This is a genomic window from Chryseobacterium sp. SC28, from assembly GCF_003932955.1.
Taxonomy (GTDB): Bacteria; Bacteroidota; Bacteroidia; order Flavobacteriales; family Weeksellaceae; genus Epilithonimonas.
The window spans coordinates 1-23,234 of the sequence record NZ_QOVY01000029.1; the positions used below are offsets into that span (position 1 = coordinate 1).

22 protein-coding genes are annotated in these 23,234 nt (G+C 41.5%); 13 read left to right on the forward strand and 9 right to left on the reverse strand.

Features of this window, described 5'->3' with window-relative positions; genetic code table 11:
• Positions 1–420: 420 nt before the first annotated feature.
• Entirely contained in the window at positions 421–753 is a 333-nt protein-coding gene (locus tag DTW91_RS11975; protein ID WP_125203600.1) for a hypothetical protein, read from the reverse strand.
• Between the two features lie 91 nt (positions 754–844).
• Between DTW91_RS11975 and pncB the strand changes: the two genes are divergently transcribed.
• Positions 845–2,020, forward strand: a complete 1,176-nt coding sequence (gene pncB, locus DTW91_RS11980; protein WP_125203601.1) for a nicotinate phosphoribosyltransferase — start codon at positions 845–847, stop codon at positions 2,018–2,020.
• A 36-nt stretch (positions 2,021–2,056) separates the two neighbouring features.
• Here the strand turns inward: pncB and DTW91_RS11985 are convergent, their stop codons facing one another.
• Both DTW91_RS11985 and DTW91_RS11990 read right to left on the reverse strand, forming a co-directional pair.
• On the reverse strand, positions 2,057–3,025 hold the full coding sequence (locus DTW91_RS11985; RefSeq protein ID WP_125203602.1) for a glycosyltransferase family protein: 969 nt from the start codon (positions 3,023–3,025) through the stop codon (positions 2,057–2,059).
• A gap of 16 nt (positions 3,026–3,041) precedes the next feature.
• On the reverse strand, positions 3,042–3,866 hold the full coding sequence (locus tag DTW91_RS11990; protein WP_125203603.1) for a UDP-2,3-diacylglucosamine diphosphatase: 825 nt from the start codon (positions 3,864–3,866) through the stop codon (positions 3,042–3,044).
• 255 nt (positions 3,867–4,121) lie between these two features.
• Here DTW91_RS11990 and DTW91_RS11995 point away from each other — a divergent pair, with 255 nt between their 5' ends.
• The gene (locus DTW91_RS11995) at positions 4,122–5,357 is read left to right on the forward strand and encodes a dicarboxylate/amino acid:cation symporter (protein ID WP_125203604.1); all 1,236 of its coding nucleotides are present in this window, start codon (positions 4,122–4,124) and stop codon (positions 5,355–5,357) included.
• Between the two features lie 481 nt (positions 5,358–5,838).
• Here the strand turns inward: DTW91_RS11995 and DTW91_RS12760 are convergent, their stop codons facing one another.
• Positions 5,839–6,015 (reverse strand): hypothetical protein, encoded by a 177-nt coding sequence (locus DTW91_RS12760; RefSeq protein ID WP_185144784.1) that lies wholly within the window; start codon positions 6,013–6,015, stop codon positions 5,839–5,841.
• Between the two features lie 91 nt (positions 6,016–6,106).
• On the opposite strand from DTW91_RS12760, the gene DTW91_RS12000 reads away from it, so the two are divergent.
• The 7 genes from DTW91_RS12000 to DTW91_RS12030 all read left to right on the forward strand — a co-directional run bounded on the left by DTW91_RS12000 (position 6,107) and on the right by DTW91_RS12030 (position 14,017).
• Positions 6,107–7,210, forward strand: a complete 1,104-nt coding sequence (locus tag DTW91_RS12000) for an Mrp/NBP35 family ATP-binding protein (protein ID WP_125203605.1) — start codon at positions 6,107–6,109, stop codon at positions 7,208–7,210.
• 78 nt (positions 7,211–7,288) lie between these two features.
• Positions 7,289–7,537, forward strand: a complete 249-nt coding sequence (locus tag DTW91_RS12005) for a NifU family protein (protein WP_125203606.1) — start codon at positions 7,289–7,291, stop codon at positions 7,535–7,537.
• A 13-nt stretch (positions 7,538–7,550) separates the two neighbouring features.
• Positions 7,551–8,438 (forward strand): DUF72 domain-containing protein, encoded by an 888-nt coding sequence (locus DTW91_RS12010; RefSeq protein WP_125203607.1) that lies wholly within the window; start codon positions 7,551–7,553, stop codon positions 8,436–8,438.
• Positions 8,439–8,465: 27 nt separating this feature from the next.
• Positions 8,466–9,494 (forward strand): nucleoid-associated protein, encoded by a 1,029-nt coding sequence (locus DTW91_RS12015; protein ID WP_125203608.1) that lies wholly within the window; start codon positions 8,466–8,468, stop codon positions 9,492–9,494.
• 60 nt (positions 9,495–9,554) lie between these two features.
• Positions 9,555–9,914 (forward strand): hypothetical protein, encoded by a 360-nt coding sequence (locus tag DTW91_RS12020; RefSeq protein ID WP_125203609.1) that lies wholly within the window; start codon positions 9,555–9,557, stop codon positions 9,912–9,914.
• A 131-nt stretch (positions 9,915–10,045) separates the two neighbouring features.
• Positions 10,046–12,502: a TonB-dependent receptor gene (locus tag DTW91_RS12025; RefSeq protein WP_125203610.1), complete on the forward strand. Its 2,457-nt coding sequence runs from the start codon at positions 10,046–10,048 to the stop codon at positions 12,500–12,502.
• Between the two features lie 180 nt (positions 12,503–12,682).
• Positions 12,683–14,017, forward strand: a complete 1,335-nt coding sequence (locus DTW91_RS12030) for a trigger factor (protein ID WP_125203611.1) — start codon at positions 12,683–12,685, stop codon at positions 14,015–14,017.
• Between the two features lie 112 nt (positions 14,018–14,129).
• On the opposite strand, the gene DTW91_RS12035 is transcribed toward DTW91_RS12030, so the two are convergent.
• Positions 14,130–15,014 (reverse strand): M23 family metallopeptidase, encoded by an 885-nt coding sequence (locus DTW91_RS12035; RefSeq protein ID WP_125203612.1) that lies wholly within the window; start codon positions 15,012–15,014, stop codon positions 14,130–14,132.
• 212 nt (positions 15,015–15,226) lie between these two features.
• Between DTW91_RS12035 and DTW91_RS12040 the strand changes: the two genes are divergently transcribed.
• A complete protein-coding gene (locus DTW91_RS12040) occupies positions 15,227–16,243 on the forward strand; it encodes an NAD(P)H-dependent glycerol-3-phosphate dehydrogenase (RefSeq protein ID WP_125203620.1) in 1,017 nt (338 codons plus the stop codon).
• A gap of 91 nt (positions 16,244–16,334) precedes the next feature.
• Positions 16,335–16,667 (forward strand): YkvA family protein, encoded by a 333-nt coding sequence (locus tag DTW91_RS12045; RefSeq protein WP_125203613.1) that lies wholly within the window; start codon positions 16,335–16,337, stop codon positions 16,665–16,667.
• 76 nt (positions 16,668–16,743) lie between these two features.
• On the opposite strand, the gene DTW91_RS12050 is transcribed toward DTW91_RS12045, so the two are convergent.
• From DTW91_RS12050 to DTW91_RS12065, 4 genes are all read right to left on the reverse strand, one after another.
• On the reverse strand, positions 16,744–16,986 hold the full coding sequence (locus DTW91_RS12050) for a hypothetical protein (RefSeq protein WP_125203614.1): 243 nt from the start codon (positions 16,984–16,986) through the stop codon (positions 16,744–16,746).
• Positions 16,987–17,005: 19 nt separating this feature from the next.
• A complete protein-coding gene (locus tag DTW91_RS13090; protein ID WP_125203615.1) occupies positions 17,006–17,452 on the reverse strand; it encodes an HNH endonuclease in 447 nt (148 codons plus the stop codon).
• A 291-nt stretch (positions 17,453–17,743) separates the two neighbouring features.
• Complete coding sequence (locus DTW91_RS12060; protein WP_125203616.1) at positions 17,744–19,942, reverse strand: M1 family metallopeptidase; 2,199 nt, start codon at positions 19,940–19,942, stop codon at positions 17,744–17,746.
• Between the two features lie 116 nt (positions 19,943–20,058).
• Entirely contained in the window at positions 20,059–20,940 is an 882-nt protein-coding gene (locus DTW91_RS12065) for an SDR family oxidoreductase (RefSeq protein WP_125203617.1), read from the reverse strand.
• 286 nt (positions 20,941–21,226) lie between these two features.
• On the opposite strand from DTW91_RS12065, the gene fmt reads away from it, so the two are divergent.
• Together fmt and DTW91_RS12075 are read left to right on the forward strand one after the other, a co-directional pair.
• Positions 21,227–22,165, forward strand: coding sequence for a methionyl-tRNA formyltransferase (gene fmt / locus DTW91_RS12070; RefSeq protein WP_125203618.1), 939 nt, complete (start codon positions 21,227–21,229; stop codon positions 22,163–22,165).
• 119 nt (positions 22,166–22,284) lie between these two features.
• Positions 22,285–23,115: an endonuclease/exonuclease/phosphatase family protein gene (locus DTW91_RS12075; RefSeq protein ID WP_125203619.1), complete on the forward strand. Its 831-nt coding sequence runs from the start codon at positions 22,285–22,287 to the stop codon at positions 23,113–23,115.
• Positions 23,116–23,234: the final 119 nt, after the last annotated feature.

The following is a 23,234-nucleotide window of genomic DNA, read 5'->3' on the forward strand; positions in this document are numbered from 1 at the left end:
AAAAGCTTTGCATCAGGACATAGAAAGTGCATTTTTGGTGTTTGAACAAAAAGATGAAAACTATTTTTCTTGCGAAGAAATCAATGGTTCAAGAGTAGAGAAAAGAACGTGCAAAGTCATAGGGGATTTATCACATCTTTCAACAGAATTTCAGTGGAAGGGCTTGAGCAGAATAATAATGATTGAAACCGAAACCTATCTGAAAAGCGAAAATAAAACGAGGTCTGAAAAAAGATTTTATATCACCAGTAAAGCGCTATTGGCTGAAGATTATTTGAAAATCAGCAGAAATCATTGGGCTATAGAAAACAACCTGCACTGNAGAAATCTTTTACTTTTCTAATAATTAACGAGTTATTGATCGCTCCTATCGGATGTAAACTAATTGCTTTCTTAAAAATTGCCTTTTAAAATTTAAAATTAAAACCTCAGCGACTTGCTTTCGCGGAAACTCGCGATCATATAATAAGCTACGAAAACTGTTGAGAATTTGATAACCGACGGCATCGCTGTTTCAAAATTGAAAAAAATCAATCCGATGGCTACCAGAAAAACAATTCCGAGTACTGAAATTCCCATCTTTTTTGCCAAAGGCCATTCCGGATGATCTACAAAGTAAGCCAATCCCCAACCAATGCCAAAAGCCGATGCCACATACACTTCCATCCAAAAATCCAGCGGGCTGCCCGTCAACCGCCTAAGAACGAAACTTAATATTGTTCCTAGTGCAAAATATATCAGCGCTTTTCCCATTCTAAATAATTTGTGCAAAAGTAAGAAAAGTAGAAATGATGATACTTAAAGTCCAAGGCAAATTCCTTAGATTTGTGTAAACGATATTTTTATGCGCGAAGTTCGGCAGAATTCTATTCTAGACAATGATTTTTATAAGTTTACAATGCAAAATGCGGTGGTGAAACTCTTTACCAACGAAATTGTAAAATACGAATTTATCAACCGCGGGCAACACCACTTTCCGGAAGGTTTTGCTGAAGAACTCAGAAAATCTGTCAATGCAATGGCAGAGCTGAAACTTAGCAAAGACGAGAAAAAATACTTGAAACTCACTTGTCCCTACCTTGCGCTTCCTTACCTCGATTTTTTGGAAGGCTTTCACTACGATCCTTCTGAAGTTAAAATTGAACAAGACGGCAATGAGCTGAAAGTCTCTGTAGAAGGGCTTTGGTACCGAACGATTCTGTGGGAAGTTCCGCTTCTATCGCTCATCAGCGAACTTTATTATGAAATCAATCACTTGGAAAGAGAGAACAACGGCGAAGTCATCGATAAAACGGTGGAAAAAGCAAAACACCTCACGGAACTCGGCGTCCCCTTTGCCGAATTTGGAACCCGAAGACGGCATTCCTACAAAGTACACCGGCTGGTAATGGATGCGCTGATCCGGGATAAAAAATCTACATTCATAGGAACTTCCAACGTTCATTTGGCGATGCTGTACAACGTAAAACCAATTGGCACGCACGCCCACGAATGGTTTATGTTTCACGCGGCAGAATATGGTTTCAAAATGGCCAATTCTATCGCCCTGGAAAACTGGGTCGAGGTTTACCGCGGCGATTTAGGCGTTGCACTTTCCGACACTTATACCACGGAAGTTTTCTTCCAGCAGTTTGACAAGAAATTTGCAAAATTGTTCGACGGCGTTCGGCACGACAGCGGCGACCCTTTGGACTTTGCCGACAAAACCATTGCGCATTATCAGAAGCAAGGCATCAATCCACTGTTCAAATATATTATTTTCTCAGACGGACTGAATCTCGAAAAAGTGGAAGAAATCACGAATTATTGCAAAGGCAGAATTGGCATTTCTTTCGGGATTGGCACCAATCTGACGAATGACGTGGGCCTAAAACCGATGAATATCGTGATGAAGCTCATCAGCGTGAAGGGCATCAATAACGAATGGATCCCCACCGTAAAACTCTCCGACGAAAAAGGAAAATACACAGGCGATCCGAAAATGATAGAGCTGGCAAAGGAGTTTTTGAGAATCAAATAATCTCTAAGATTTTACAGCAAATGAGAGCAAATCTGCTTAATACAGCACCTCTTTCGTCAAAATACTTTCGATATTATCCGGATAATTGACTTCTATCCGATGGTCAGAATTGATCCATTCTCTGATTTTTTCAGGCTCCAATTTATCCGAATTTGCAACACCCATCTTGTCCAACGCAAAAGCATTGCATTCCTGCTCGTACTGATTTTCTATCGGGATCACGAACAATTTTTTGTTCATAAACAGGGCTTCCGCAGGCGTTTCGAAGCCGGCATTGCAAAGAATTCCTTCGCAAGATTCAAAATATTGCAGATATTTTTTTTCGTCTATCGGAAAAATTTCCACATTTTTGAATTTCTGATTTTGCTTCGCATACTTGGAGAAGACCTTCCATTCTACATCAATTCTGGTAAGAAAATTGCTAATCACCTCATCCGAAAAACTGGGAAGATAAACCAAATAATGGCCTTTGTTCACCGGATTTAGATTTCTGATTTTATGCCGAATGACGGGCTTTTTGATATGCGAATTATAATTTTCAAAATGAAATCCGATTTTCTTTTTACAAGGCACATATTGGTTGAGAATCAGGCTTCCCAACCAGTCTTTTTTTTCCGGTTTTGGGGTTTCGTCAAAAGTGAGCGAAGCCTGATGACTTAGCTCGACTATCGGGACATTTCTCAACTTCGCCGCCCAGCCTGTCAACGGTTCGAAATCGTTGATTATCAAATCATAAGCCGACAAATCCAAATTGCGGATTACCTTCAAAGCCTTGCAAAAACTGTTATCAAGAAAGGTTTTTTTATAAGACAGTCCACCGGTTTTGTTGTAAAGCAAAGAGATCCCTTTGAAGCGGAAATCTATGTCAAAATCCGATTTCAGCTGCGTCTGATGACCGCTGATCAAAGTGTCTACCAATGCGTGTTTTTTCAGGATCGGGACGATTTCTTGGGCTCGGGCCAGATGGCCGTTTCCCGTGCCTTGGAAGGCGTATAATACTTTCATTAATTTGATTCTGTTTTTAGATCACTTGTGTCACGATTTTCATCAGTTCGTCGGTGCTCATTCCTTTCATTTCTTCCGATTCTTCGTCATTCAGATTATGCTTTTCGTCTTCATAAACAAAGAGTTTCCATTCGCCATCGTGATATTCCAGAGCCGAAAGATTTTCTATCCAATCTCCGGAATTCAAGTACATACACTTTCCTTTTTTGCCCACCACTGCACGGATTTGCGGCTGATGAATATGGCCGCAGATCACGTAATCAAAATTATTTTCTATTGCCAGTTCTGAAGCCGTCAATTCAAAATCGCCGATATATTTCACGGCTTTTTTGACATTATTCTTAATTTTTTTTGAAAAGGAATATTTCTCCCGTCCGATGCTCTCCAGAAACCAGTTCACGATATTATTGATCGCAATCAGCAAATCATAACCTTGGCTGCCGAGCTTTGCAATCCATTTCGAGTGCTGCACCGAGGCATCAAAAACATCACCGTGAAAAATCCACGCTTTTTTATCGCCAAGTTTCAAAACGTGCTTGTTGCAGAGTTTCAGTTTTCCCAATTCGAAATCTGTAAAATTCCGGAATGCCTCGTCGTGATTGCCCGTGATGTAAAAAACCTCCGATTCCTTGGTGGCAAATGAGATCAGTTTTTTGACAACTTTCAGATGCGATTTCGGAAAATAGGATTTCTTGAACTGCCAAATGTCGATGATGTCGCCGTTGAGAATCAAGGTTTTGGGTCGGATGGAGTTGAGGTAGCGCAACAGTTCCTTGGCCTTGCAACCATAAGTCCCAAGATGCACATCGGAAATAATGACAATTTCTACATCTCTTTTCATTTGTAAATTAAGGGTGTTTTTGATTGACAATGAGATTTGTACAAAGAACGAGTTCTCATTTGAACTGTGCGTGAATGCTATTTTATATTTGATGTTGTCTTATGCCTGTTTTTGAGGTGATCGCGTAATATTAATTTAAAAAATAGGCTGTTATTCTCTCAAAAATATTAGTTTTGTTCAGTTTCAATTTACATTAGAAGTTATCAAATCGCTTTTTGACGATGCATATGACTTTTAAAAAAATAAAATTTATATATGAAGGGTCAGAACAAATTGTTTATTGCAATTATCATCGCTTTGATTTTTGGCGTTGTTTTAGGAGGCATCGTCCACACCTATTATCCCAACTCCAGCGCCGAATTTGCGAAAAACATCAAGTTGCTGGGAACGGTTTTTATCCGGCTGATTCAGATGATTATCGCACCACTGGTTTTTTCGACTTTGGTAGTTGGAATCGCCAAAATGGGCGACATCAAAATGGTCGGGCGCGTGGGAACGAAGGCGCTTCTTTGGTTTATCACGGCCTCTCTGGTTTCGCTAATGATTGGGTTGACAATGGTAAATTGGCTGGAACCCGGCCACGTGACGCAACTTCCGATTCAGGATGTTTCCTCCGCTTCGGATATTGTCAAAAACAGCAAAGGATTTTCTCTGGAAGACTTCGTCGCACACGTGATTCCGAAAAGTTTATTCGAAGCGTTTGCAACCAATGAAGTTCTGCAAATCGTGGTGTTTTCCGTGATGTTCGGCATTGCGCTTTCTGCGATGGGCGAGGATTACGTAAAACCCGTGATCAAAGGTTTGGATATTATTGCTCACGCCATTTTGAAAATGGTAGGTTACATTATGTGGATGGCGCCGTTAGGTGTTTTCGGGGCGATTTCTGCGGTGGTTGCCACGAATGGTTTTGAAATTTTCAAAGTTTACGCCATCTATCTGCGTGATTTCTTTTTTGCGCTTGGCATTCTTTGGCTGGTACTTTTATTGGTTGGATATATGATTTTGGGCAATCGTCTTTTCGAATTGTTGAGAAGAATCAAAGAACCTTTGTTGATTGCATTTTCCACCACAAGTTCCGAGGCGGTTTTCCCAAAATTGGTAGAAGAACTGGAAAGATTTGGTTGCAACAGCCGGATTGTTTCTTTCATCTTGCCTTTAGGCTATTCCTTCAATCTGGACGGAAGTATGATGTATATGACCTTCGCCTCGATTTTCATTGCTCAGATTTACGGAATCGATATGCCTTTGGGACAGCAGATTATAATGCTTTTGGTTTTGATGCTGACGAGTAAAGGAATTGCCGGCGTTCCGAGAGCGAGTTTGGTAATCATTGTTGCCGCGTGTGGAATGTTTGATATTCCGGTTGAGGGCATTGCTTTGATTTTACCAATCGACCATTTCTGCGATATGGGAAGAAGTATGACGAATGTTTTGGGTAATGCGTTGGCAACTTCTGCGGTGAGTAAATGGGAAGGGCAGCTGGAGAGTTAGAAATCTCAAATTTTGATAGAAGTAATTTTGCAAAAATTATTCACTTAACTATTTACGAAGCACTTCGACTCCGCTCAGTGTGACATCTCTATATCAATTTTTTATTCAACGGTGACAGTCTGATATCACCAGTATCAGTCTGAGCGGAGTCGAAGACTTTTCCGAATTTTAGATTTCCGCGGAATGACAAATCACATTTTTATTCACCAGTGTCAGTCTGAGCGGAGTCGAAGACTTTTCTGAATTTTAGATTCCTGCGGAATGACAAATCACATTTTTATTCACCGGTGTCAGTCTGAGCGCAGTCGAAGACTTTTCTGAATTATAGATTCTTGCGGAATAACAAATCATATTTTTATTCACCGGTGTCAGTCTGAGCGGAGTCGAAGACTTTTCTGAATTTTAGATTTCTTGCGGAATGACAAATCACATTTTTATTCACCAGTGTCAGTCTGAGCGGAGTCGAAGACTTTTCTGAATTTTAGATTCCTGCGGAATGACAAATCACATTTTTATTGGCAAAACGTGATTTGATGTAGAAACCCATAGCCTGATGGTAGCGGAAATCCCGCAGCAAGCGATGGGAAAGCAAGGCGCGAGGAATTGCAGCGGACAGCAGGTTCCCGGCTCCTGAAATTTTAAAATTTTTATCCGCCAAAAATCATCAACATAGACAAAATCACAAATCGTATTGATTCTAAATTAATTTTAAAATCCGTAAATTTGTTGCTTTAAGAATCAAAATTTTTATGCTGACGAAATCAAAGGTTCAGGCATTCCTGAAAGAGATTGAAGTGGAAGACTTGGTGAGCAATCTCCAAGTGATGGGCGATGATATTTATATCGATATGACGGCCCACTCGCCGGCTATGCACGAGAAAAAGAAACTGGAAGTGGCTATGAAACAGGCGTTTGCTTCGGAATTTGGGGAAAACGTGAATCTCAAACTGAAAATTACTTCTCCGGAATTGCCGCCTGCGCCGGTGAACGAAATCAAAGGAAAGCAAATCCCCGGCATTCAAAATATTATCGTGATTGCATCCGGAAAAGGCGGTGTCGGAAAATCGACGGTTGCGGCAAACCTTGCGGTGACGCTGGCAAAAATGGGTTTCAAAGTGGGTTTACTGGATGCGGATATCTACGGCCCGTCTGTCCCGACAATGCTAGACACCGAGGGTCAAAAGCCAATCTCCGTCTCCGTAAACGGCAGAAACCTGATGAAACCCATCGAAAATTACGGCGTGAAAATGCTGTCTATCGGATATTTTTCGGGCGCAAATCAAGCGGTTGTATGGAGAGGGCCAATGGCTTCCAAAGCGTTGAATCAAATGATCCGCGATGCAGACTGGGGCGAATTGGATTTCTTGCTGATCGACCTTCCTCCTGGAACCGGTGATATTCATCTATCTATCATTCAGGAAGTTCCGGTGACGGGCGCGGTGATCGTGAGTACGCCTCAACACGTGGCTTTGGCGGATGTGAGAAAGGGAATCGCGATGTTCAATATGGAAAGTATCAACATTCCGGTTTTGGGATTGATCGAAAATATGGCTTATTTCACGCCGGAAGAATTGCCGGAGAATAAATATTATATCTTTGGCAAGCAAGGGGCTCAGTTTATGGCAGAAGATCTCGGAATTCCGGTTTTGGGAGAGATTCCTTTGATCCAAAGCATCCGCGAAGCGGGCGATGTCGGAAGGCCGGCGGCGCTTCAGGAAAACTCTCAGATTTCTGACATTTACATCAAAACGGCGCAGAACATGATAGAAAGTTTGGTAGAACGAAATAAAAATCTGCCTCCCACAGAAGCCGTGAAAATCACCACGATGGCAGGCTGCTCTCCGAAAAAATAAAAGAAATTCTCCTTCTCTGAAGGGGTGGCGAAATTTCGCAGAAATTTTGACGGGGTAGTTAAAAAGAAAATATATAAAATGAATAATACGAATCAAATTCACGAAGCACTGGTAACCAAGGTGATGGAGGCTTTGGACAGCATTCGCCCTTTTCTTCAAAAAGATGGCGGCGATATAGAGTTGGTGGATGTTCAGGAGAAAAAAGTGATCGTGAAACTGTTGGGAAGCTGCTCCAGTTGCGGCATCAGCAGTTCTACGATGAAGCTGGGTGTGGAAAGCACCATCAAGCAACACGCTCCGGAAATAGATGAAGTGATTAGCGTTTAATTCAAAGTTTTCAATGAAATTCGGACAAGTTGCAGATCCTTCGCAGATCGATTTTACATTACCCAAAGACCATCCTCAAACCAAATTCGTTCTCGAACAAAACAAAAAAGGGCTGGAAAATATTTCGATCGGTTGTGCAAAATGGAACAAAACCGATCTCAAAGGTTTTTACCCGAAAGGGACAAAGGACGAACTGGCCTACTATGCCACTCAGTTCAATTCTGTCGAGCTGAATGCTACTTTCTACCGAATGCCCACCGCAGAACAAGTGCGGGTGTGGAAGGAAAAAACGCCGCCGGGTTTCAAATTCTTCCCCAAAATCACCAATACCATCTCCCATTTTCGCAGATTGCTGGATGTTACCGATGTGGTGACGCAATTTGCTTCGGCAGTTCTTAATTTTGATGAAAAATTGGGAATGGTGTTCCTACAGCTTCACGACAATTTCAAACCGAAAGATTACGAGCGTTTGGAAAAGTTTGTCAGAGAATGGCCCGGAGAGCTTCCCTTAGCCGTCGAACTCCGGAACGCCGATTGGTTCGCAGATGAGGCAGTTTTTAATAGAGTTTGTGAACTATTCGAAATGAATAATATCACGAATATCATCGTCGATACCGCCGGGCGCCGCGATATGCTTCACATGCGGCTTACCACGCCCAATGCATTCATCCGCTATGTGGGCGCCAATGCCGAAAGCGATTACCAAAGACTCGACGATTGCCTGAAAAGATTGACCAAATGGAAAAAAGAAGGTCTTCAGAATTTATATTTCTTCGTTCATCAGAATATAGAAAAAGCCTCGCCGCTTTTGTCTTCGCATTTGATCCAAAATATCAATAAAGAATGGAAAACGGCGATCCACGTTCCCCAATTGGCAGATGAGAAACCGACGCCTTTTTAATATCTTTGCCAGCTCAAAGTATAAAAAATGTTTTCAAAAATCGCGGTACACAGAGTCGGCAACAAGATTAACGGAGAATCAGTAACGCTTTCGCGCGAGCCATTGCAGCTGGAGGATGAGATGAAGGAGTTGCTGGGCAATTACTTTCTGAGTGCTTTCAAATCCGAAGAGCAGTTTCAGTTTTACAGCGATTCTTATTTGGCCAATAATCCAATCTACAGTGCGGTTTCCGAGATTTTCGAAGACCCAACGCAATTCCAATCCCAGTCCGAGAATATTGCAAAGCATCTTTACGAAGTGGCCGAAAATCCGAGAGTTCTGGCGGGCGAATTATTCGTCGTGTATTTTGAAGGCGAGCCCACGACCTCTGCAGATGGCGAAAGCGAACCCATCGATTCCATCGGTATTTTCAAAACAGAAAAGAGAGAATCTTACCTCAAAATTTTTCCAAAAAACGAGGGTTTCGAGATCGAAAAAGACCAAGGCATCAGCCTTGCAAAGATCGATAAAGCGGCGTTGATCTATAACAGCAACAAGGAAACCGGTTATGTTTTATCTGTCATCGATAACAACAAAAACGGCGATATCTATTACTGGTTCGAGGATTTTCTGAAGGTAAAACAACGCGACGACGACTATTTTCACACGCAGGAGACTTTGGCCGTTTACAAAGATTTTATTACCAAACAGTTGCCTCAAGAATTCGAAATTTCTAAAGCCGATCAAGCCGATTTTCTAAACAAATCCATCAACTTCTTCAAAGAAAAAGAAGAATTCAAATACGACGATTTTGTGAAGGAAGTTTTGGAGGACAAAAACGTTATCGAGAGTTTTTCCAACTTCAAATCCGACTACGAGCAGGATATGCAAATCGCCATTTCAGAGGATTTCCCGATTAACAATCAGGCCGTGAAAAAGCAACAAAGACATTTCAAATCGATTATTAAATTGGATAAGAATTTCCATATCTACATCCACGGCGACCGCAAAATGATAGAAAACGGGCAGGATGACAAAGGGAAATTTTACCGCCTCTATTTCGAGGAAGAAAAATAAATTTCAGTTTTAGATTACCATAATCATTTGAAAACCCGAAAAATTTCTAACTTTGTGCCAATGATAAACAAGAAGAACAGAACTTTCAAGACTTACATTTCGGTATTTTTTGCAGGGATGTATCTTTTTGTTGCCTTGTTTTCTTCGCAATTTCATCATCACAACGGCGAATCGTTTTTCAAAAATTTGGGTTTCAAAAACACCGAAAAAAGTATTTCGGCAGACATTTCCCAAAGCCCATCCGGCGATTGTCTGGCTTGCCATTTCTTGGCCACGGGGCATTCTTTGGTTCCGGAAGAGTTTTCTTTTCAAGTTGAAAACGATACGCACAGCACAAAACAAACTTTTTCCGTTCAGGAAAAAATCTGGTCAGCGACCAAACTCACTTTTCAATTAAGGGGGCCGCCCGCATTTTGTTAATTATCCATTTTTAGCACCCATTTTTTTGGATGCTTTTTATTGATGCCCAGAAATCTAAGATTTTTTGGGATTATCGCTATTGATTTGGATAAGAAATCAGTCAAAATTTCTAATTAATTTAAACGAACAAAATGAAAATCAACAATATATTTACCTTATTGGCCGTGGTCTTTTTAGGCATTTTTTCAAATGCTCAAAATGTACTTACCGGCAAAGTGACCGATCAAAGCACGCAGTTGCCACTTGCCGGTGCGGCTGTCAGCATCGGAGATCTGCACAAAACAACCCAAACGGATGCGGACGGCAACTTCGTCTTATCCGATATTCCAGCGGCTTCCTACGAGGTAGAAGTCCGCTTTCCCGGCTACAAAAATGTCTCCAAAACCATCTTGGTAAACGGACAAACCACCGCAGATTTCGTTCTGGACAAGAGTACCACCGAGATTGCAGAAGTGGTGGTGACGGGATCTTCGAAATCGATGCAAATCAAAAAATCACCGCTCCCGATTGTCAGCATCGGGAAAGATTATTTGACGACCAATCTTGCCACCAACGTGATTGACGCCATTTCAAAAATTCCGGGCGTAAGCGCTGTGACAACCGGTCCCAATGTTTCCAAACCTTATATCCGAGGGCTGGGGTTCAACAGGATTTTGACTTTGTACGACGGCGTGCGGCAGGAAGGCCAGCAGTGGGGCGATGAGCACGGCATCGAGGTGGACGACTACGGCATAGACAGGATTGAGGTGATCAAAGGACCCGCAAGTTTGATGTACGGCTCCGATGCCTTGGCGGGTGTGGTCAACCTTATTCCCACGACTGTTGGAACTCCGAATAAGATTTCGGGATCTGCAACCACGGAATATCAGTCCAATAACGGGATGTTTGGCGGCTCGCTTTTTCTTACAGGAAATAAAAACGGTTTTGAATATGGCTTCCGGGCATCGAAGCGTTTCGCCAAAGATTATAAAAACAAAATAGACGGAAGAGTTTACAATACAGGTTTTGATGAAACCGCAGCCAACGCTTTTGTGGGCGTTCACAAGAAATGGGGTTTTAGTCATTTGAATGTTTCGCTTTATGATAATTTGCAGGAAATCCCGGATGGCAGCCGAGATTCTCTCACGCGGAAATTTACGCAGCAGATTACAGAATTGGATGACTATCGGCCGATTGTTTCCAACAGCGAGCTCAATTCCTACAAAATAGGAGTCATCCACCAAAGAGTCCAGCATTACAGGGCTTTCCTGAAAAATAGCTTCTTTTTTGGCAACAGCCGTCTGGATGCCAATTTTGCATTGCAGAGGAGCTGGCGAAGAGAGTACAGCCATCCCGAAGACCCTTACCAAGATGTTGCCGGACTTTTTTTGAAACTCAACACCTTTAATTATGATGTCAAATATTATCTGCCCGAGATCGATGGTTGGGAGATGACGGTTGGTGCGAACGGGATGTATCAGAAAAACAATGTAGATGCGGGAACGGAGTTTGTGATTCCGTCTTACAGGCAATTTGATTTGGGCGCGTTTTTTCTTATCAAAAAAGACTTTGAAAAGCTAAGCGTATCAGGTGGCGTCCGGTACGATTACAGGCATTTCAAAAATGAGGAACTTTTTACCAAACCCAATCCTGTAAGCGGCTTCGACCAAGCCGTTTTTGGCAACGATCGCGAAGATGCGGATCAGCCATTTCAAAAATATACGACATCGTTTGACGGATTTACGGGAAGCATTGGCCTTAGCTATGCAATTAACCATCAAGTCAGCATCAAAGCCAATTTTGCAAGAGGTTACAGAGCGCCTAATATTTCTGAAATATCGGCAAAGGGCGTTCATCCGGGAACGGGTTTTTATCAAATCGGGAACGATCAATTCAAACCGGAATTTAGCAATCAAGCAGATTTGGGTGCATCGTTTTCAAGTCGAAAAATAAATGCGGGCGCCAGCTTTTTCGTCAACAAAATTGATAATTACATATTCAACTCGCGGTTGCAAAGTGCTGCCGGAGGCGATTCCATCAGCGTGAGCGGTGGGCAGGAATATCCGACTTACAAATTTCGTCAAGGGAAAGTTTTGCTGTACGGGATGGAAGCGAACATCGATTTTCACCTCATCGGCGATTTGCACTTTGAAAACTCCGCTTCCTTAATTTTTGGCAAAAATGAAAGTTTCTCGGGTTCCGAAAGAAATGATGGTAACAAATATGTCCCGCAGATTCCGCCATTCCGCTATGTGTCGGAGTTGAGATATGATTTGGCGAAAAATTCCAGATCCTTTTCCAAAACATTTGTGAAGTTGCAACTGCAATATACCGCCGATCAAAACAGGGTTTATTCTTATGATGATACCGAAACGCCGACCCGTGGCTACACGCTCATCAACCTTGGTGCGGGAACCGGCATCAATGACAAAAACGGAAAAAACATTCTCGATGTTTATCTTTTAGCCAATAATATCTTTGATACCGCTTATCAGGATCATCTTAGCCGGCTGAAATATTTCGAGGAGTATGCTGCGTCGCCCAACGGACATCTCGGGATTTACAATATGGGAAGAAACATCAGCATAAAATTGGTCAAGAATTTTTAAATACTCTATCAGTCGGAATTTCAATGGATTATTTAAATTTTAACTGTCACAACAAATTCTAAATTTCTGGTACAACTGACAACTGCCGCTGACGCCTATTTTTTTATACAAATCGGCGAAGGATTTAATTTTGATGTTCCTCAAAATTTGCCTACTTTTGCAACCTAAAAATTTCAATTAATGAACGTTACAGCTACAAACCACGACGAGGTAAGCGCATTGCTTACCGTAACGGTGGAAAAATCTGATTATAAAGAAACAGTTGAAAAACAACTGCACAACTATGCCAAAAATGCTCAGATTCCCGGATTCAGAAAGGGAAAAGTGCCATTGAGTCTCATAAAAAAGCAGTACGAAGCAGGGATCGCTTTGGAGGAAATCAACAAGCAGGTTTCAGAGGCTTTGAATGCTTATGTGAATGAAAAAAAGCTGAGATTGGTGGGGCAGCCGGTTCCGCAGCCCGTCAACGATTTCGATCACAATGCAGAGTCTTTGTCTGTAGCTTTTGAAGTGGGTTATGAACCGGAATTTTCTGTGGATTTGAGTAAATATGAAGCGCCTCATTACAAAGTAGAAGCCTCTGACAAGGAAATCGCAACGAGCATCGAAAATATGCAAAAGCGTTTCGCCGAAAGACTGTCTGAAGATGAAATTGGTGAAGATTCTTACGTCGATTTGGAAATTTCTCAGGTCGTAGAAGATGATGCGGCCGGCGAGCATCACCATCATCCCAAAAATGTCACGATTTCGAAAGATCAGAAAGAAGCATACGATTTAGTTAAAAAATTAAAGAAAGACGAATCTGTAAAAATTTCTAAAGAAGAACTGCAGGCCAACGAAGAATTAGCTACTCAACTGGGATTCTCGAAAGAAGATGCAGAACACCTTCATCACCAAGAGGTTGAGGTAAAAGTGAAAGACATCTACAGTCTAAAGCTTGCAGAACTCAACCAAGAATTGTTTGACAAAGTATATGGCAAAAACGTTATCACAAGCGAAGAAGAACTGAAAGCCCGCGTGAAAAAGGAACTCGACGAGTATTTTCAACAGAATGCAGATGTGCATTTCGTAAACAAAATCTTGCAGCAAGTGAATGAGAAAGAAGACATCAAATTGCCGGAAGAATTCTTGGTGAAATGGTTGCTCTTCTCTAACGAAAATATCAAATCTGAAGAACAGGCTAAGGAAATCTTGGAAAATGAAAGAAATATTATAAAATCTCAAATTCTTGAAGGCAAATTGATGAACGATAATGACATCCAATTGGATTACGCTGAAGTTCTGGGACAAGCTGAGCAATTGGTGAGAAACCAGCTGGCGATCTACGGAATCCACCATTTGGGTGACGATGAGGTTCAGAAATACGCCGCAGAAATGCTAAAAGACGAAAATCAGCTACGGGAGATATCTTCGGAGGTGGCGATGGCCAAACTGAAAGATGTGATCTTGAAAAAATCCAAGAAAAAAGAAACCAAAATCTCTCACGACGAGTTTCTGGAAGAATTGAAGAAATAATTTAAAAAATTAATGGTTAAAATGAAAGCGATCCGAATTTTGGATCGCTTTTTTTATACCTACTAAATTAGAGAATTGTATTCTAATTTCTCACTTCTAACCTCTTTTTTTGCTAAAAATTCAAAAACAATCTAGGGTTGATCGGTTGATTATTTTTATGAACTTCATAATGAAGATGCGGGCCGGTAGATCGTCCCGTGTTGCCCGATTTTGCGATGGTTTGCCCAACTTTCACTCTGTCATTCGCTTCCACAAGAATCTCCGAAAGATGCCCGTAAAGCGTGGCCAGACCATTGCCGTGCTCTATGATGATGCAGTTGCCATAACCGCCTTTTGTGCCTGCGAAGATGACTTTTCCCGAGGCCGCACATTTCACAGGACTTCCATACGCAACGGCGATGTCCAGTCCTTTGTGAAACTGCATTTGATCTTGCTCGGCAGGCGCGTTGCCCGAGGCATTTTTGTCTACTTTTGCGATTGCCGGTCTTTTCATATTTCCTAAGCTGTCTTTTTCTTCAGCAATATTAGATTTGTTTTCTGGTTTTGAAGGATCAGCTTTTGGAGGAATTGGATTTTTTCTCATTCCGAAGTTGGAAGAAATATAGCCGTCAATCGGGATTCCCAAAGGAACTTGTTGCAGTTTTTGTTCGAGATCAATCAGATACTGGCTGTATCGGTTGCTGACCTTGGCAAGATAAACTTTGTTTTGAAGGCTGTCTTTTGCAAGTTTTTGGAGGTGCAGATTGGAAATATTTTTGGATGTCAAGAATGCATCGATGTCTCTGATGCTTTGATCGACGAGGGCGAGGTCGGTTTTCAGCTGAAGATGATCGATGCTGTCTTTTTCGCTATTAATTTTCACCAGATTCACCTCATAGACTTTGTCGCCGATGCCGTTGTACAGTTTTGCAATGACCAAAGCCTGAACAAAACAGACGAGTAGCAGCAAAATAAGCACTATGTTTTTTTTCTTTTTCGACTTCAGAAATTTGACCATCGACCGTTGTTTTAGAATGGATTGCAAAAGTAAGAAAAATTTATTTTTGTCAATATCAATCGGTGTTGCGAATATTTTTAGGCTTAATAAAAGTTAATTATTCTTAAATTATTGTAAAACCAAACTTTGGCTTATCTAAATTGACAAATTGCAGTACATTTGTAATCTTAGAATAAAGGGAATTGATGTTTACAAATGAAAATGCCGAAAGAATGACCAAGAAATCGACAAAATCCTCAGTAGCAGTCCGCGTTGGCGTTTTAGGAAGCGGAAGTTTTGGAACTGCCATTGTCAAAATGCTTCTGGAAAATTGCAAAGTGGTGAACTGGTGCGTCCGGAACGAATTCGTGAAAGGAGCCATCGAACAGCGGGGACATAATCCCAACTATCTTACCACCGTTTGGTTCAACACGAAGCGATTACAGCTTACAACGGATATCAACGAGTTGGTGGCCAATAGCGATGTCGTCATCTTGGCTGTTCCGTCCATTTATTTATCGGAAACGATGGAAAAAATGACCTGCGACTATCAGGGAAAACTGTTTTGCTCGGCCATCAAAGGGATTGTCCCAAAGCATAATGACATCGTGGCGCATTACCTTAGAGATCAATTCAAAATAGGATTCAAAAATCAAGCGGTGATTGCCGGCCCTTGCCACGCAGAGGAAGTTGCGATGGAAAGACTTTCTTACCTCACCGTGGCCGTTGCAGAAAAAGAAGATTCTGATGTTTTGCAAAGCATTTTATCCTCTTTTTATATTAAAGTCAATACGAGTTGCGATATTCTCGGCAACGAATATTCGGCGATTCTCAAAAATATTTACGCCATTGGAGCAGGTATTGCGAGTGGTTTGGGTTATGGCGACAACTTTATTGCTGTGTATGTGTCCAACGCCATCCGCGAGATGGAGACTTTTCTGCAAGCCATTTATCCGGAAGCCCGAGATGTGAATGACAGTGCCTATCTCGGCGACTTGATTGTAACGGCCTATTCACTATTCTCGCGAAACCGAAGCCTTGGAAACCTGATTGGGAAAGGCTACACCGTGAAATCTGCGATCCAGTCGATGAGTATGGTTGCCGAAGGCTATTATGCCACCAAAGGCATCTATGCCATCTGCGAAGAGAAGAAGCTGAAATTGCCCATCATCAATGCCGTGTACGACATCCTTTACGAAGGAAAAAGTGCAGAAAAGCGATTCGCAAAACTCACAGATCGGTTGACGTAAGAAATTAAATTAATTAACAAAACATTAGAGTTTTCTCTTATTTGATTGGAATAGAATTTGCGAAAATTTTATGGTCTTAAAATATAATAACATGAAATATTCAAAAATAAAATTAGCGCAGGAAGCCATCAAGCATAAAGGATTTTTGCAAAAGATTCCCGCTATTTATAGGATGTTTAAATATTGGCGAGCCGGAGAATATAAGCTTAAAATCACAGACATTATTTTGCCGGCCTTGGCCTTGCTCTATGTTATTTCTCCAATCGATCTGATTCCGGATTTTGTTTTAGGAATTGGTGCTTTGGATGATTTGGCTCTTTTAGCGATGGCGATTCCGATGCTGATGAAAGAAGTTGACAAATTCCTGCTGTGGGAAAGTCAAAGAGGAAATCCGAAGATTACCGACGCAGAAATAGTGGATTAAAAATAATCCGTCTCACCAGCAAGAGGCGGATTATTTATCAAACAGGTGCAGATAATTTCTCGTTCCGAACGAAACATTAGTTGTTTTCTCGATGTTTATTGTACAACATCTGGCAAACTTTATCCATTGCTTTAAAAATTGTAGCGTCGAAATCGGAAGCCGTGGAGAGACCGGTTAACGTTGCGACAGCATTGTATAAGATGACATTGTCTTGTCTCTTAATACGTTCAATAAAATTTATTTTATTACTTCCTTTGGGAGATTCCGAAACGATTACTTCCTCCGTATCTGTATCGATTGCAAACAAAACAGTGCTCATTTTTTGAAATTTTAAAAAATTATTGATGCAAATAGCAACGTCCGTTAGGATTAGTCGTTCTGTTTTTACATCGGTTTCCTTTTTTAGTTATCCCTGTACATTGTCTCGAAGTAGATGATTTATTGTAAGTTACAGGCGACGATCGGTAACTGCTGGTGATTGCACCGTTGCCTTGACAACAATTAGTGCCTACTTTTCTATGATGTATTTTACAATAGCAACTATTGGACTTGCTTCGATTGCATTTTCGACAAAGTAACTGGATGTTCGATACCGTACTTGTTCCCCCACAAGAATAAGGCGTGATGTGGTCATATTCTAAGTTTTCAAAACTTCCGCAGCACTGGCATTTACCACCATCTCGGGCAAAAACCACCTTTTTGGTTGTTTCGGAAATATATCGACTTTGACCAAAACAACAAATGCTGAAAAAAAGCAGAAAAAAGATTAAATACAGTTTTTTCATTTTGATGTAACACGATTGCACGACCTAAACAAATATAAGAATAACTCCGAGGTCTCGGAAATTTTTATTACATCCAATCTTTCCACCAAAAATGTCCATCCGTCGAATTGCAATTTTTGATAACAGTTTCATCATTTGTTCCGTGGCATCGCAGCTTAATATTCTTCTGAAAATCAACAGATTGTAGGCTTTTCGGCATTTTCAAAATTAAGTTTTTCTTCAGGAATAAATGGGGAAATCAAAAAGCCCAAACCGACTCGGAGCTTTTTTTGTAATTTAAAATTTGAATGATTATTCTTTCGTAAACTTGAATGACCTGCCACCTTGTGAGAAGTCGATGCTCTTCTTATCTGCACTGAAGGTGATGGCAATATCTGCTTGCTCAAACGTGAACTTGTTGTTGCCTTCATATTGCAGCGCAAACTCCGCCTGTCCGGTGGCTTGCGCGTACAGCTTTCCGTCTTTTTCCGTAAAAGTCAATTTCAATGGCAAATCTTTGGTACTGAAAATGCCTGTAAATGCTTTCAAATTCACTTTTTCTACCGGAGTTGCCTGCGCAGAAGTCCAAATATTATTTTTAGCATTGACATCCGGAACGATAGAAGCCGGATCCAACTTCACCTGATCCACTTCCTTAATAGAATTCACTTTGAAAGTCCATTCTGTATTGCGTTTCCAAACCTCAACCGGCAATTTCACAAGCTGCGTGGTTCCATCTTTGAATTTCACCTCCACGGTGGTTGGCATTGGTAATTGTCCCAAATTCTCAACTGTGATCTGCGCCCCATTTTTGTAATCGCCGTTCAAAGGTTTCACGGCTTTCACGCCTTGGTCTATTTTCCACTTGTTGAGGAACCAGCCTCTCCAAAACCAGTTGAGCTCCTCTCCGGAGACATTCTCCATCGTATGGAAGAAATCCCACGGCGTAGGATGTTTGAACGCCCATCTGGCGACGTAGGTTCTGAATGCTTTGTCGAAAGTGTCCCGCCCCAAGACCGTCTCTCTCAAAACGCCCAATCCCAGTCCCGGCTTGAAATAGGCCAAAACACCGATGCTTCTTTCCTTCATATTATCGGGGCCTACCATTATCTGCTCGTAGTTGTCATTGAGGACATAAGAGCCCATCTTCCCCATATTTTGTTTGTGATAATATTCGCCTTTGTTGAAGGCTTCGGTGGATAAGTCATTAATAAAAGTATTAAAACCTTCGTCCATCCAAGCAAACAATCTCTCGTTGGATCCCACGATCATTGGGAACCAAGTGTGTCCAAACTCGTGGTCTGTAACGCCCCAGAGACTTTCTCCTTTCGAATCCATATGGCAGAATACGATGCCCGGATATTCCATTCCGCCCTCGTTTCCGGCCACGTTGGTTGCGGCAGGGTAGGGAAATTCAAACCATTTTTGCGAGTAATGTTCTATGGCCGCTTTGGTATATTCGGTAGATCTTCCCCACGCTTTTTCGCCGGCACTTTCTGCCGGATAAGCGGAGATTGCCAAAGATTTTTTACCACTTGGCAAGTTGATTCTTGCCGCATCGATGATGAAAGCGGCGGAGGAAGCCCAGGCAAAATCTCTTGCCTTTTCTATTTTGAATTTCCAAGTCTTTGTCCCCGTTGGCTTATTCTTTCCGAGTTCAGATTCCGGGCGGATGGCGACGGTTTTATCGCTATTTCTCGCCTCGTTCCACCGGTTGATTTCTTCTTTGGAATAGACTTCTTTTTCATTCATCAATTGGCCAGAAGCAACCACATATTGATTGGCCGGAACCGTGATATTTGCGGATAAAGTTCCATACTCCAAATAGAATTCAGAAGCTCCTAAATATGGCATTGTATTCCATCCCAAAACGTCGTCGTAAACGCACATTCTTGGATACCACTGCGCCATTGTATATATTTTGCCGTTCTTGGTTTCTTGTACTCCCATTCTGTCGGAGCCGTATTGCGGGGAAACAAAGGAATACTCAATTTTCAACTTTGCAACACCGCCGTTGGCTTTCAAATCGTTTGGAAGATCTACCTGCATCCTCGTATCGGAGATGGTATATTTCACATCTTTGCCATCATATTTTACCGATTTTATTTTGTAACCCCCATCAAATGCTTCGCCGTGCGCGCCATTTCTGCTTCCGGAAAGTGGAACGACTGCGTTGCCTCTGGAATCCTTTGCAAAAAGATTCTGATCCAATTGCAACCAGAGAAATCCTAACTGATCGGGACTGTAGTTGGTGTAAGTGATTTCTGCGGAGCCCGTGATTTCATTTTTGGTTTCATCGAGGCTGACATTCAGTTGATAATCCGCCGAGTTTTGCCAATATTTGTAACCCGGCTGTCCGCTTGCAGAGCGGGTTTCGGTTCCGGTCTGAGGGTAGAAAAAGGGTTTGAAGGCCTCGGTATAATCATACTTGGGTGCTTCCTGTGCAAAAGTAGTAGCCGAGAAAGCAAAGATCGCAACCGCGGAAAGTAGTGTTGGTAGTTTGAAATTCATTGGTTGGTAAAGATTTATGGTTAAAACAAAATTAGTCCATAAATTCCGAAACTTGTTACATCACGAGGAATAAATAGCTAAGGCCTTTGTCCGGAAAACCCTTTCTCGAATAGATTTTAATTCGATTTCTTAGCTTTAATCATCGCTTCCAATGCATCCCACATCTCAGTTGGCACTTGCTCCAGCATATTGAATTCGCCGGCACCTTGCAGCCACTCGCCACCATCGATGGTCACGACTTCGCCATTCACGAAAGATGAAAAATCTGAGACCAGATAAGCAGCAAGATTGGCCAATTCCTGATGCTCGCCTACTCTTTTGAGTGGATTTTTCTTAGCCAAATCAAATTTGTCCTTCATATCGCCAGGCAACAATCTGTCCCAAGCCCCTTTTGTGGGAAATGGTCCCGGAGCAATCGCGTTGAAACGGATGTTATATTTTCCCCATTCCACGGCCAAACTTCTCGTCATCGCCAAAACACCGGCTTTGGCACAAGCCGATGGAACGACGTAAGCCGAACCCGTCCAGGCGTAAGTGGTTACAATATTAAGAACTGTTCCGGGAACTTTGCTTTCAATCCAATGTTTCCCGATGGAAAGTGTGCAGTTTTTGGTTCCTTTCAAAACAATATCGAGAATAGAATCGAAAGCGGAATGCGTCAATCGTTCTGTGGGTGAGATGAAATTGCCGGCGGCATTGTTCAAAAGGATATCGATCCTTCCGAATTCCTTCAAAGTCGCTTCTTTCATCGCTTCTACTTCGTCCCAATTTCGCACGTCACAAGCTACGCAAAGGACTTTTCCGCCTGTTTCTTCTTCCAATTCTTTGGCGGTTCCTTGTAGTTTTTCTAAGTTTCTGGAGGTGATGACGACTTTGGCGCCGAGCTGAAGAAAATATTTGGTCATCGCTTTTCCCAGGCCGCTTCCGCCTCCGGTCACGATGGCTACTTTATCTTTGAGTGCGTCTTCGCGCAACATCGGTTGTGAATATAGGTTCATTAAGTCAGAAATTATAGATTAATAAAAGTGGATTTGTGAAATGATAAATTTAGATTTTTATTTCAATAATATGCATAAAAGAATTATGCAAAAAATATGAATGATTTTATACGGCCTACGCTCCGAAGCAGACTTTGCTGGCGGAGTAATATGTGCAAAATCAATATTCCAAATTGGTTCATCTTTCTTATCTTTGGCAAAAATAATGCGGCAAAAGTGATGAAGATACATTCCGTTTCTTACAAAAACAATTTTAAAACAATCATTATCTAAGATTCGTCATAAAATGTTAAATGTTGTTTTCTTCGGAACTCCCGATTTTGCGAAAGCTTCTCTGGAAGCCATTTTCAATTCGCATCACCAAGTGGTTGGCGTGGTAACGGCGCCGGACAAAGCGAGCGGCCGTGGAATGAAACTCACGCCTTCGCCAGTCAAAGTTTTTGCAGAAGAAAAGAAGCTCAATCTTTTTCAACCGGAAAAACTAAAAAATCCGGAATTTCTATCAGCCATTCAAAATTTGAATGCCGATGTATTTGTGGTCGTAGCTTTCCGAATGATGCCACAGGTTTTATTTTCGATTCCGCGATTGGGAACTTTCAATCTTCACGCGTCGCTTTTGCCGGATTATCGCGGTGCAGCCCCGATCAATTATGCCGTGATCAATGGGGAGACCAAAACGGGTGTCACGACGTTTTTTATCAATGAAAAAATTGATGAGGGAAGCATTCTTCTTCAAGCTGAAGCCGATATTTTGCCCGAAGATAATGCCGGAACTTTGCACGATAAGCTGATGAAAATTGGTGCAGAACTGGTCATCAAAACATTGGATGGACTGGCTGATAATTCCATACAGGAAAGGCCTCAGCCGGCGAAGGAAAACCCGAAAACTGCGTATAAAATATTCAAAGAAGACCTAAGAATCGATTGGAATCAAAGTGCCGAAACCGTTCACAATTTCGTGAGAGGAATGGCGCCCAATCCCACCGCTTTTACCATTCTGAAAGTTGGGGATGAAGAAAAATCCCTGAAAATCTTCAAAGGCCGATTTGAAATCAAATCACATTCTCGGGAACCGGGTGATTTTGATATTTCTAAAAATGAATTTAAGTTTTATACCAAAGACGGGATTTATTATCCGGAAGATGTTCAGATGCAAGGAAAGAAAAGATTGCCGGTTAAAGATTTTCTGAACGGAATCCAAAACTTTGAAGAGTATAAGAAATAGATCAATTAAAAAATATAAAGGCTTCGACTCGGCTCAGCCTGACAATTCCTACTTTAAAACAGTATTCGAGCTGTCACACTGCGCGGAGTGGAAGTGTCTTTCAACAAAATATTTAAAAAATGAAAAAACTGTTTCTCGGTTTGTTGTTCATATCAAACCTTCACTTTGCACAAGATTTGAAAGTGATGACTTACAACATCCGATTGTCCTTAGAAAGCGATAAAGAAAATTCGTGGACCAACCGAAAAGATGATGCTTTGGCGCTTATGAATTATTATCATCCCGATTATTTCGGCGTTCAGGAAGCTGTTCCGCAGCAAATGCTTGATATCAAAACCAATTTGAAAGACTACGATTATGTGGGCGTTGGAAGAGACGATGGCAAAAACCAAGGCGAATATTCAGCGATTTTCTATGACAAAAATAAATTGGAAGTTTTAAAATCCGGAACTTTTTGGCTCAGTGAAACACCGGAAAAACCATCGAAAGGTTGGGACGCTGCTTACAACAGAGTTTGCACTTATGCGTTCTTCAAAATCAAAAAAAGTGGAAAAAAATTCCTGGCAATGAATCTCCATTTCGACCACGTTGGCGATGTGGCGAGAGTCAATTCTTCCAAATTAATCCTTGAAAAAATCAAAGAACTGAACCCACAAAATCTGCCTTTGACCTTGACTGGCGATTTCAATTTGACGGACGATACAGAACCAATTAAAATCATTTCTCAATCTCTGGATAATGTTTATTACCATTCAAAAAAACCGCATTACGGACCAAAAGGAACATTCACAGCTTTTGATGTAAACACCATTCCAAAAGATAGGATCGATTATATTTTTGTAAAAGGTTTTGATGTTCAATCTAATCGAACAATTAACGATAGACGGGAAAATCTGCTTTATCCATCAGACCATTTTCCGATTTTGGCGGAGATTAAGTTTAAGAAATAAACAAAGCAAAGAATCCGTCTCACAACAAAAAGTGAGTCGGATTTTTAATTTTTATCTATTCATATTCTTTAGTAAAAAAATAAAAAGTTGTCCTTCTCAGGCAACTTTCTTTCTTAAAT